Raw genomic sequence first — 11,408 nt, forward strand, 5'->3', positions numbered from 1 at the left:
CCCAATTTATTGTTAAAACGAGATCCCGTGTGGATTTCAGAATATGAGATATCATGAAAAAATTAAGCACCTATACCTTATTATCAGCTTGTTTGCTGGCCCTAACATTTTCTTTCACTTCTTGCAAAAAAGAAGGTTGCACTGACGCTCAGGCAACGAATTACGACGAAAAAGCCAAAGATGATGACGGCAGTTGTCAATACGATACACCTCCAACAACTTCCACCATGCCCGTTACCACAGATTTAACGGAAGTTGGAAAAGGATATGCCGTTGGCGCTGAAACAGAGATTAAGGTATATGCCAAAGAAGCTTTGTTTAATGGATATAACTACCTCTATATAGCCACCTTCGATTCTGCCTCTGGAAAATGGATGAATGACGGACACGTTACCTTGGAACCAGTGATGGACATGGGGCACATGTCTCATGGAACACCAGTAGAAAATCCAAGTTCTTCTACCCCTGATAGTAAGACTGGACTCTATGCAGCTCAAGTAGTGTTTGTGATGCCGAGCATGGGTGGAACCTGGATGTTGAAGGTACACTACCACAACCACGACAATGGTAAAGAGGGAGAGGCTATGATTCCTATTACCGTGGCCAGTGCAAGTAATCGTTTGGTACAATCATTTGTAGCAGCAGACGACTCCAGCCGCATTTTCGTCAGCTATGTACTTCCTTCTGCACCCATGGTGGGCGTAAATGATATGGAAGTCACAGCCCATTACCGCAAAAACATGATGGAGCACGAAGCACTTACCGATTTGGAAATTGAAATCACTCCTGATATGCCATCTATGGGGCATGGTTCTCCGAACAACGTGCACCCAACACATACGTCTCAAGGGCACTATGTGGGTAAGGTAAACTACACCATGACTGGCTTGTGGCGAATCACTTTGGTGGTTAAGCGTAATGGCCAGGTAATTGGCGAGAATATTTGGTTCGAATACACCTTGTAGCATGAAATTACAAACCGGCACGGCAGCAGTAGGAATTCTTTTGATTTCCACTGCTACCTCTGCCTGGTCTCAGGTAAATACCTACGATACCACTAATTTGCGTGAGTTTATCGTAAGGTCGGATAGCCTGAGCGAGGAGGTTGTTCCTACTTCTTCTACCGATGAAGTATTGGAATCTATCCCATCTGTGCAAGTGGTTCGCCGAGGATCTTATGCCTGGGAGCCAGTTATTCAATCGTATCGGGGAGACCAAATTGCGGTGACCTTAAATGGAATGCGGGTATTTGGTGCCTGCACCGATAAGATGGATCCCGTCTCATCCTATACGGACCCTTCCAGTTTGGATGAGGTTTCGGTAAGTTGTCATCCAACTGGATTGTCAACTGGTTCGAACGTGGGTGGCTCTATGAATTTGCAGAGTGCACGTTCCAGCCTAAAATCCAATCGGTTTTTTTCTGGAAGGTTGAGCTCTGGTTTTCATTCTGTTTCTCGCGGGGGAGATGTTGAGGGACAGTTTCAATTGAGTAAGGAAAAATGGGCTGTAAAAGTATCTGGAGCTTATCGAAATCGGGAAAAGTACAAGGATGGAAACGGTCAGGAGGTTCCTTACACTCAATACAACAAGTATAACTGGGCAGTTAACGCCCGGTATCAGCTTTCCAAGAAAACATTTTTAGAGGCAGATTACCTACAGGATGTAGGTCGTAACATTGGTTATGCAGGCCTTCCCATGGATGTTTCTTTGGCCAAAGCGGATCTCTACAGTCTGGCCATTAAGCACTACAACGTGGGTAAAATTCTGGAGTCTGTAGAGTGGAAAATCTATGGAAATGAAGTCGTTCATGATATGGATGATTCCAATCGCCCGGATGAAGAGGTTCCCATTCGGATGGATATGCCCGGATGGAGCCGGACTTATGGATCCTTTGCTCACCTGAAAGGGAAAAACTGGAACCGGCATCAGCTCGAAGCTCGATTGGAGTACTACCAAAACTTTCGTCGTGCCGAAATGACCATGTACGCACCAGGAGAGAAGCCTATGTTTATGCTCACCTGGCCTGATGTATTTAGAAAGGTATGGGGCGGCGCCTTAGCCGATCGCTGGAGATGGACAGATCAGGATTACCTGGAGATTTCCGCTCGTTATGAGTTTATTCAAAGCGAAGTTCAGGATGAATTTGGCCATCAGGAATGGGAGATATTTGGTTATAACACAGATTCCGTTTATCGACATCAACCTTTTCAGGCTAGTCTAACCTGGAATCGAAATTGGGGCAAGAAATGGTCTACCTGGATCGGTGGAGGATTTGCTCAAAGGGCCCCAGGTACAACCGAGCTGTTTGGGTATTATTTGTTTAGTCGGGAAGATGGATATGACTACCTGGGTAATCCTAATTTGCGCATGGAGTCTGCTTGGAAAGCTTATGCTGGCTTGAAACGGGTAACGGCAAACATGAAATGGGAACTCAACCTGTCTTATGACTACCTGGTGGATTACATTTTTGGTGAAACGGATACCTTACTGTCCGGTATGACGGTAGGATCAAACGGGGTAAAAGTATTTACTAATTTGCCTTACGCTCAAACCATGGGCGCTTCTTTGAATGGAGAAGGCAAGTTGTACCAAAACTTTCAATGGACTACTCGTTTAGGGTATGTATTAGGTCTAAAAAACGATGGCAGCTACCTACCTCAAATTCCACCTTTTCATTACCGCTTGGGTGTGAAATGGAGGAAGAAAAAAGGATTTGCCAATGTAGAACTTCAGGGAGCCACTCGTCAGGGCCATATTGATCCTGGTTTTGGTGAAGATGAAACTCCTTCCTGGGCCATTGTAAATCTTGGGGGAGGATATGAGCTGTTCCGTAAAGGAAACTCTCGTTTAAATCTTGAAGCTCAGGTAAGTAATCTATTTGATTCCTATTATTTTGAACACCTGGATTGGGGCAATGTACCCCGTCCGGGAAGAAATTTTTCCTTATCCGCCGTTTGGCGTTTTTAGGGAATTCGATTAGCTCTACGGAACATACATGGACGGTCTTTATTGCTAGGCTCAGTTTTTATAGTTTCGCAGAGCTAATTTGTTTCTAATATCGTATGAGAAGAATTGCCTTGTTGCTCGTAGTAGTGCTGGCCGGTCAGGTATCGGTGGCCAAGGAAGGGATGTGGATCCCTACATTGATTAAGAATTTGGTGGAATCAGACATGCAGAGCATGGGCATGAAACTCACCGCTGAAGACATTTACGCCTTCAACAAATCCAGTCTTAAGGATGCCGTTGTTCATTTTGGGGGAGGATGTACCGCTGAAATGATATCTGATGAAGGATTGTTATTGACTAACCACCACTGTGGCTACTCGCAAATTCAATCTCATAGTTCCGTTGAAAAGGATTACCTGACCAATGGTTTTTGGGCCATGAGTCGTGATCAGGAATTGAAAAATCCAGGGTTAACGGCCACTTTTATCGTTCGTATCGAAGAAGTAACCGAATCGGCATTGGAAGGGGTGAGAGACGCCATGCCAGAGGCTGAAAGACAAAAAATGATTGCCGAAAACATCAAGAAGATTGGTGCCCAGGCAACGGAAGGAACCCACTACGATTACATCATTCGTCCGTTTTACTACGGAAATCAATACTACCTGTTTGTAACCGAAACCTTCAAGGATGTTCGTTTGGTTGGTGCTCCGCCATCATCCATCGGAAAATTTGGTTTTGATACCGACAACTGGGTTTGGCCAAGACACACGGGAGATTTTTCCATGTTCAGAATCTACGCTGGAAAAGACAACAAGCCAGCCGAAGTATCAGATGAAAATGTGCCTTACCGTCCAAAGCATTCTTTCCCAATTTCCATGTCTGGGGTGAAGCAAGGTGATTTTACCATGATTTATGGATTCCCAGGGCGCACATCGGAGTACTTGACTTCTTATGCAGTGGAATACGTGATGAAGAAGCAGAATCCCAATCGCATTAAAATGCGTGACATGTCATTGGAGATCATTGGAAAATCCATGGCATCCAGTCCAAAGATTCGTATTCAGTACGCGGCAAAGCAATCTCGCATTAGCAACGCCTGGAAAAAGTGGAAAGGTCAAAGCCTTGGGTTGGAAAGAAACAACGCCATCCAAAAGAAGTTGGAAATCGAGGCGAAATTTACGGCCAATGCCAACATGAGTATTACCCAATACGGAACGAAGTACACATCCTTATTACCCCAATTCAAGGGTATTTATGAGGAAATTGAGCCTTACACCTTTGCCCGCGACATGTTTATTGAGGTTTGGTACTATGGACCAGAAATTCTTCGCTATTCAGCAGGTTTTAATCAATTGAATCCTGAGAAACTGGGAGAAGAAGGTGACTACCAGGCCAAAGTGGATAAGCTGATAAAAGGGAGTAAGCGATTCTTTAAAAACTACCATCAGCCAACGGATAAGAAGTTGTTTGCTACCATGCTGAAGCAATACTTCGATGTGATTGACCCTAAGTTGAGGCAATCGGTTTACGAAGAGACCATCATGAAAGAATTTGATGGAGACTTTGAAGCTTATGCAGATCGTATTTTTTCGAAGTCCATTTTTGCTTCCGAAGAAAGTGCTATTGCCTTTCTGGAAAAATACAAAGGCGAAAAAAGCTTCAAGAAAATTCAAAAAGATCCGGCTTACGTGTTAGCCATGAATCTGTACAATGGTTACCTGCAAAAGGTAAAGCCAGACTATGCACGATTGAACAACGAGTTGGAGCTACTCAACCGCACCTATATGGAAGGACTGATGACACTTTTACCCAATGAGAAAAAGTACTATCCAGATGCGAATTCAACGCTGCGTGTTGCTTACGGAAAAGTTCAGGGATACAACGGTCCTGATGCAGTTGTATACAGCCACTTTACCACCACTGAAGGTATTATGGCTAAAAGAGACACCACCATCGAGTTTACCGTTCCAGATAAGCTGGCCGAGTTGATCGATAACAAGGACTACGGCAAGTATGCTGATGCCGATGGAAAGATGCACGTTTGCTTTATTGCCTCTAACCACACTACGGGTGGAAACTCAGGGAGCCCAGCCTTGAATAGTAGTGGAGAATTGATTGGTTTGAACTTCGACCGCACCTGGGAAAGCACCATGAGTGACATTATGTTTGATCCCAATATTTGCCGCAATATTATGGTGGATATCCGCTATGTGTTGTTCATTGTGGACAAGTATGCCGGTGCCGGACATTTGGTTGACGAAATGAAGCTGGTGAATCAATAGAACACTAGCTTAGGAAAATATTAAAGGCCCTTCGTCCCGGAGAAACAAACAGGACTTAGGGCCTTTTTTGTGTTTTAAAGTTTACTTCAAGAAGGCTTCTATTCGTATAACTCTAAAAACGAGACCAGGAGCCGATTCCTTTTTTGGTGATCTACTAATCGACTCCAGATCATGGCTTCATTCATGGAAGAAACTTCCCTTATTCTTTGAGCACTCGTTGCCAGTATATGGTATCCTCTGTGCTAATTACTAACATGTATATTCCATTCGGAACATCCAGTCCCTTTTCATCCTTTCCATCCCACTTATTGGTGTACAAGGTGTTTACTCGTTTTCCATTGAGGTCGATTACCCGAATGTGGAGTAGCTGACCCGGTATGTCTAAGGTTACTTGATCTGTAAATGGATTAGGGTGGACTTTGATCGCCGAGTTGTTGCCTTCCCATTGATTGATGGAGGTAGTATCAACCTTGCACAGGTTGACCGATTCACCATCGGCTGGAATGAGGACTTGATTACTGATGTTGTTGTCCACCGTGTATTGCCTCAATTGACTCCGGTTTACCTTGGCATTGGGATGCACTTCCAAATGCACGGCAATGATTTGAGTACTTGGTAGCTCCTTGGCCACTGAGCCCACATCTTCGGCCGTCATGGTCCAGGGGTTGTTGGAAGGCCCCACAGCACCCGAGTTAACAATGGTAATGTCGGGCTTGTAAGTCCGCAAGGCATCGGTAACAGGCTGAGCGTAAGTCGTATCTCCGGCGATATAAACGGATTTGTTACCCGGTGCGGTAAATACAAATCCTGATACGTGCCAACCCGTCCCAATACCGTGCTGTCCCCCAGTCCTGCGGACCGTAATGTCTTTAAAGGTAGCTTGAGTATCTATGACGCGTACATCGTTTATTCCAATAGAAGACAAGTAGCTCCCATCTGCTTGGGATTGACAGAAAAAGGGCTTGTCTCGAAGTAAGTTTGCCTGCCAGGGATCCAGGTTGATGTGGTCCGTATGAGCATGGGTAAGCAATACGGCATCCAGCGAATTCAGCAAGTCCGTTAATTCGCTTGTGCTTACCGGCAAAGGCACATTGGTAAGGGCCTGATTCAACATCGGATCAATCAGAAACTTTTGATTGTTGTAATTGAAGATGGCAGCTGCGTGCCGCAATAATCGGTAATCGCAGGTTTGTAATCCTTGAGTCGTCTTTCCGGATTGCTGAGGTTCATTTCCCAACGCTGATGCAATGGTTCCTGGTGCTAAAGGAGCCAAGGCAGCGGTCATTCCCATAGACTTTAAAAACTGCCGGCGTGAATCTTTTTTCATATCAATCATGTTCCAATGGCTTCTACAAAAGAAGTGGGTATTATCTATAACTAAAAATCATTATATTCACGCAAATCATGAATACAACTCATAGTTAATCGTATGAACTTAACATTACGTGATATTCAGATGGTTAAGACCATCGAAGAAGAAGGCAATTTGACCCGGGCAGCCGAACGATTGTTTGTATCTCAGTCAGCTTTGAGTCATCAATTGAAAAAAATCGAAAGTGAATTAGGCACTTCGGTGTTTCGCCGGTTGAATAAAAACCTGGTAATCACACCATCCGGAAAGCGAATTTTGGAATCTTCCGAAGTGATATTAGCGGAGATCAATAAAATGTACCTCGATTTGCAAGCCATCAATCAAGGAATGGCGGGCACGATCAGAATTAGCACGGAGTGTTACACTTGCTATCATTGGCTTCCGCCAATTATCAAAGCCTTTCGTGAAAAGTATCCCGATGCTGAAATTCAGGTGGTACACCGGGCAACCAGGCAACCGATGGATTACTTGAAAAAAGCCCAATTGGATGTGGCCATTGTTAGCGATTCCTACGATTCTCATGAGTATGAATCTACGCCCTTGTTTTCGGATGAAATGCTGGCTGTTTTATCCGAAGATCATCCCTTGGCTAACAAGACCATTCTGAATCCGGAAGATTTTAATGGACAAACTATGGTCCTTTATGACGTGGAAGACGATAACCTGTTTTTTCTCCAGGAATTTATCAAACCCAATGGTATTGAATTGAAGCAAGTGATGAAACTCGAATTGACGGAGGCCATTGTTGAAATGATTGCTGCGGGCTTGGGAATAGGAATTATGGCCAACTGGGCTGTATCAGACTATTTGGAATCCAAACGATTGGTTACACGGCCCATTTCTAAAAAGCCGATAAATCGGGTATGGTACGCCACGGCCTTGCAGGAAATGAATCAGCCTCTGGTCAAAAATTTCATTCAATTTTTGGAGGAATGGTACTCCAATCAAGCCGATAAACCAGTTCAGGTATTAAGACAAGTTTAATCCGGCGTTTTCCTGTCATAAAATAGTTCAAACCATGACTTCTGTGGGTAGGCTAAGGTGTCCTGTCATTGTACCTTGCAATAGATACAAAATGTACCTTAAACCTTTTAGACCATGATTAAACTTGATCTTAAAAATGGCCTGCGTTCAGTTACGGAAGTGAAGACTGAAACGACCAATGGCGAAGTGATCCTAAACTACATCGAAAACGAGCGAGGAGAAGTACTTGGAAACGTAACCTGCACTTGTACTTGCACCGATCCTAATACGGGTGAATCCACAAGCGATTCTGCAAGTTGTACCCAAGAAGAGAGCAAAACGGCTGTTTGCGATTGTACAGGAAGCTCGGCTTCTATTTCATGTTAGTCCGAGTGATTCTACTTCAGGTTAAAACTGAAGGTAACCGATTGTTGGAAGGAGCGGAATGCCGCTTTCAGTAGTTTCCATTTTTTGATCGATACTTGCCCAGTGGTGCGTTGATGATGAACGACATTGGTTTGGAATACGCGAAGCTTTTTCTTACCTGGAATCCCGGATAGGATGAGGTTTGGCGCAAAAGTATCATCCGGAATTTGCTGAAAGTAGGGGGCGTAAATTTCGGATCTCATCAATCGGTAAGGAGCATTGACGTCCCAAACCGGGGTTTGGTAAAACAGATGTATAATACGCCTGGATATCCAGCTAATCACTTTTCGTGGAAGAGGTTGAGACCATTGCGATCTTTTTCCAATAAGAAAATCGTGATTCTCTCTTTCCTTCCAAAGGAGGTGAAAATCACCAGCTACCAATTCGTTGTCTGAATCTACCTGAAAAATCCACGGGTGATGAGCGTTTTCCCGGTATCCCTGCAATATAGTTGGACCATGACCCGAGTTGGGCTTATCGTGCACCTTGAGTTCCGAAAATTCATGACTCAATTGAGTGAGAAGTTCCAGCGTATTGTCTTTGGATCCATCGTTGTAGGTGTGGATTTCAAATCCGATACCTAAATTTCGAAGTGTATCCGCCCAATCTTTGACCACCTCGCCAATGGCTCCGGCTTCATTGTAAACGGGTATAACAACGGCTAATTCTATGCTCTTGGATTCCTGACTCATGCTTGAGAAACGGGCCGCAAGATACACATTTAAAGGGGCGGCGTCAAAAGGAAATAGGAGGGGAGGAGTCGCTCTTTTTTGGAGCGATCTGCCCCTAACTCCAAATTATTAGGGTGCGGTCGTCGCTGGCAGAAATGAGCTGCCTTCTTTTCTCATCCCAAAGCAGTCGATTTACCGAATTGAGGTGTCCTTCCGATTGCTTGCGATCGAAGCGTTGAATCAAATCAAAATTGCGGTTCCAGATTTTTACGGTTTTATCCCTGCTGGCGGTAGCAAACCATTCACCTGTATCTACGATGTCGTAGATGGCATAATTGTGAGCGGGAATTTCGTGAACCAGTTGGTTGCCATCGGAAAGGTCCCAAAAGCGAAGGTGGGCATCAGCTCCTCCGCTGATTAAAACCTTTTTCTCAGGATGCCAGGCCAGTGAAAATACCGAACCCTCATGAGCCCTAAACTGGGCTTGAAGTGATAAGTCTTCCGAAGATAAAACCGCAATGTCACCGTCACCCGTTCCTACAATGACTAACGCGTCCTGTGAGAGGTACAAGGCTCTTCGTAGTTTTTTGTCACTCAATTTTTTTCGATCAATCCATTCTCCGTTGTAATCGATGCAGGTCAAATATCCATCGCCACCCAGGGTTATCAATCTGTCTGAAAGAGGAAGCAGATCAAAACAACCATTGGTATGCAAAACCAGGTTTCGAACTTCGGTTTTATTCGCAAGATCGATCAGGTGAATATTTCCAGAAGATGTGCCCAGGTAGAGATGGTGATTCTCTGGCCGATAATAAACAGCCAAAAGAGAGGCTTGAAGTTTCACCGAAAAAGGGGCAGCCTTTAAATCGTTGAGCGACCAGGAAGCTAAAACTTTATCCGCTCCGCCGGTATAAATTAGATCATCAGGTCCCGAGGCGAGGCTGTAAATAGAACCTGAATGGCCGGAAAGACGTTCTGAAAATTGCATCATAAGTTATTCAAGTGCAAGTAAGGCATCAATAGCCTTGGCTAACTCCCGGTCTTTTTGAGTGACTTTGTTTCCGGCGCTGTGGGTTTGAAGCTGAATATTGACGCGGTTGTACACATTACTCCAATTGGGGTGATGATCCATTTTTTCGGCCAACAAAGCCACTTGAGTCATAAATGCCCAGGCTTCTGAAAAATTGGAGAATTCAAACTCCCGACACAAGGCGTTGTTTTCTTCTTTCCACATGCTCCCGTTTTGGACAAAATTAAATCAATCCTTTGCTTTTGAAGGAAGTGAATTGATCCTCAAATGGTGCCTTGGTGAGAAATACTTGTTAAATTGAACCGGTCTTTGAACAGGAACGGGGTGAAACACACCATTTTTCAATTGAAGGAAGCCTTTGCCGGTAGTAGAACCGAGCGCTATGTGGTGCTTAGAAGTTTGTATAAAAGCCATTTTAGTCCGGTGCGGAAAATGGTAACCAGTAATGGTGACACTGAGGAGAATGCCCATCAGGTATTTGAAGAAGCCATTATTGCCCTTTATGAGCAGGTAAGAACCACACCTGAAAAATTTGAAGGTAACCCGGATATGCGGGCCTATCTGTATACCCTTTCTCGAGATATATGGGAAGCAAAGAACAATCGGAAGGTTCAGATCAACACCATGGTGAGCAAGGAAATCTCCGTCTCACCCATCAATCGATTATTGGATAAAAACAACCGATCCGTCTTAAAACTTATTTGGGGACAGCTCAAAGAAGATTGTCACCAGGTATTGATGGGGTATTACTTCGATCATTTCTCCCCTTCAGAAATAGGTAGGCGTACCGATTTGGGAAATCAAGAGACGATTGAACAGCGCCTCGATCGTTGTTTCAACTACCTCAAAGAAATGATCAAACGAGCTGAACTTAGGGAACGATGAGAAGTGCTTCACACAACGCCAGTTTGGCTCGTCATTATCTCGAAGGAGGGAAAGGGAAGGATTTAGATCCGGACATGCGTGAGCGATTGGAGTCTGATCCAGATTTGTTACAAGCCTTGGCAGAGGAGGTGATTCGTCAGCAGGGGAGAATGGCCTTAAAGAAAGAGCTCGTTGGCATTCGCAAGGAACTTTATAAGGGGAAAAAGAACCGTTACGGAGGGCAAAACAAACGGATAGGTGCCTTCTCTGCAGTTGTATTGATACTTTGTTTGCTTTGGTTCACCATTTTCCAAAAAGATCCAGAACCTGTGGCCAGTTATTTTGAACCCTATCGATCCATCGGAATGTTGCGAAACGGAGTCCATGATTCCACAGCGAGTAATTGGGAGCAAGCGATGCAACTCTATGAGCGGAAAAATTTTGAGCAAGCCTTAGAATTATTTGATCTGGCCGGAATGACCGAACCCGTTCCGCAACCCCAACTCGATTTTTACCGAGGGATGTGTTACCTGTTCCAAGAACCATCAAATTTTGATCAAGCCCGCACCTGCCTGCTTGCTGTTGATACCACCGTAAACAATTGGAATCACCAAGCCGATTGGTACTTGGCCTACGTGCATTATCAGGAGGGTAATCTGGAGGAGTCGAAGCGTTTGTTTCGTTTGATGGTAAAGGAAGATAACCACCGTTGGGGAAGAGATGCCCAGGTTATTTTAGAGGATCACTTTTAGGCACTCCAAGGCCATTTTTTAGCCTACAAAAGGTCAATTACCAGATTCCCATTCAAAGTTACCGGATTCAAATTTCGGCCTACCGGATTCAAGATCAGGGTT

At 44.5% G+C, this 11,408-nt stretch carries 11 protein-coding genes; 7 read left to right on the forward strand and 4 right to left on the reverse strand.

The features are described from left to right. The first annotated feature begins 53 nt into the window (after positions 1-53). From KFE98_14345 to KFE98_14355, 3 genes are all read left to right on the forward strand, one after another. Positions 54-965, forward strand: coding sequence for a FixH family protein (locus tag KFE98_14345; protein UTW61187.1), 912 nt, complete (start codon positions 54-56; stop codon positions 963-965). Position 966: 1 nt separating this feature from the next. Continuing rightward, a complete protein-coding gene (locus KFE98_14350; protein UTW61188.1) occupies positions 967-2,967 on the forward strand; it encodes a hypothetical protein in 2,001 nt (666 codons plus the stop codon). A 95-nt stretch (positions 2,968-3,062) separates the two neighbouring features. Further along, entirely contained in the window at positions 3,063-5,228 is a 2,166-nt protein-coding gene (locus KFE98_14355) for a S46 family peptidase (protein ID UTW61189.1), read from the forward strand. Between the two features lie 199 nt (positions 5,229-5,427). Here KFE98_14355 and KFE98_14360 read toward each other — a convergent pair whose 3' ends face one another. Continuing rightward, positions 5,428-6,555 carry an MBL fold metallo-hydrolase gene (locus tag KFE98_14360; GenBank protein ID UTW61190.1) on the reverse strand — a complete coding sequence of 376 codons (1,128 nt, stop codon included), beginning with the start codon at positions 6,553-6,555 and terminating at the stop codon, positions 5,428-5,430. 102 nt (positions 6,556-6,657) lie between these two features. On the opposite strand from KFE98_14360, the gene KFE98_14365 reads away from it, so the two are divergent. Together KFE98_14365 and KFE98_14370 are read left to right on the forward strand one after the other, a co-directional pair. Next, positions 6,658-7,584: a LysR family transcriptional regulator gene (locus KFE98_14365; protein ID UTW61191.1), complete on the forward strand. Its 927-nt coding sequence runs from the start codon at positions 6,658-6,660 to the stop codon at positions 7,582-7,584. Positions 7,585-7,698: 114 nt separating this feature from the next. After that, on the forward strand, positions 7,699-7,950 hold the full coding sequence (locus tag KFE98_14370; protein ID UTW61192.1) for a hypothetical protein: 252 nt from the start codon (positions 7,699-7,701) through the stop codon (positions 7,948-7,950). Between the two features lie 11 nt (positions 7,951-7,961). Here KFE98_14370 and KFE98_14375 read toward each other — a convergent pair whose 3' ends face one another. The 3 genes from KFE98_14375 to KFE98_14385 form a co-directional block, all read right to left on the reverse strand. Then, positions 7,962-8,681 (reverse strand): glycosyltransferase family 2 protein, encoded by a 720-nt coding sequence (locus tag KFE98_14375; GenBank protein UTW61193.1) that lies wholly within the window; start codon positions 8,679-8,681, stop codon positions 7,962-7,964. 94 nt (positions 8,682-8,775) lie between these two features. Then, on the reverse strand, positions 8,776-9,651 hold the full coding sequence (locus KFE98_14380) for a hypothetical protein (GenBank protein UTW61194.1): 876 nt from the start codon (positions 9,649-9,651) through the stop codon (positions 8,776-8,778). A gap of 3 nt (positions 9,652-9,654) precedes the next feature. Then, positions 9,655-9,894 carry a 4a-hydroxytetrahydrobiopterin dehydratase gene (locus KFE98_14385; GenBank protein ID UTW61195.1) on the reverse strand — a complete coding sequence of 80 codons (240 nt, stop codon included), beginning with the start codon at positions 9,892-9,894 and terminating at the stop codon, positions 9,655-9,657. Between the two features lie 120 nt (positions 9,895-10,014). Between KFE98_14385 and KFE98_14390 the strand changes: the two genes are divergently transcribed. Continuing rightward, on the forward strand, positions 10,015-10,575 hold the full coding sequence (locus KFE98_14390) for a sigma-70 family RNA polymerase sigma factor (protein ID UTW61196.1): 561 nt from the start codon (positions 10,015-10,017) through the stop codon (positions 10,573-10,575). Further along, positions 10,572-11,306, forward strand: a complete 735-nt coding sequence (locus KFE98_14395; GenBank protein ID UTW61197.1) for a hypothetical protein — start codon at positions 10,572-10,574, stop codon at positions 11,304-11,306. Before KFE98_14390 ends, KFE98_14395 begins: the two co-directional genes overlap by 4 nt. Positions 11,307-11,408 lie beyond the last annotated feature (102 nt).

The organism is bacterium SCSIO 12741, assembly GCA_024398055.1.
GTDB lineage: Bacteria > Bacteroidota > Bacteroidia > Flavobacteriales_G > Salibacteraceae > SCSIO-12741.

Coding starts and splice junctions, on each gene's coding strand:
- KFE98_14350 (UTW61188.1), top strand. CDS start 967: ATGAAATTACAAACCGGCACGGCAGCAGTAGGAATTCTTTTGATTTCC.
- KFE98_14375 (UTW61193.1), bottom strand. CDS start 8,681: ATGAGTCAGGAATCCAAGAGCATAGAATTAGCCGTTGTTATACCCGTT.
- KFE98_14355 (UTW61189.1), top strand. CDS start 3,063: ATGAGAAGAATTGCCTTGTTGCTCGTAGTAGTGCTGGCCGGTCAGGTA.
- KFE98_14370 (UTW61192.1), top strand. CDS start 7,699: ATGATTAAACTTGATCTTAAAAATGGCCTGCGTTCAGTTACGGAAGTG.
- KFE98_14360 (UTW61190.1), bottom strand. CDS start 6,555: ATGAAAAAAGATTCACGCCGGCAGTTTTTAAAGTCTATGGGAATGACC.
- KFE98_14380 (UTW61194.1), bottom strand. CDS start 9,651: ATGATGCAATTTTCAGAACGTCTTTCCGGCCATTCAGGTTCTATTTAC.
- KFE98_14385 (UTW61195.1), bottom strand. CDS start 9,894: ATGTGGAAAGAAGAAAACAACGCCTTGTGTCGGGAGTTTGAATTCTCC.
- KFE98_14365 (UTW61191.1), top strand. CDS start 6,658: ATGAACTTAACATTACGTGATATTCAGATGGTTAAGACCATCGAAGAA.
- KFE98_14395 (UTW61197.1), top strand. CDS start 10,572: ATGAGAAGTGCTTCACACAACGCCAGTTTGGCTCGTCATTATCTCGAA.
- KFE98_14345 (UTW61187.1), top strand. CDS start 54: ATGAAAAAATTAAGCACCTATACCTTATTATCAGCTTGTTTGCTGGCC.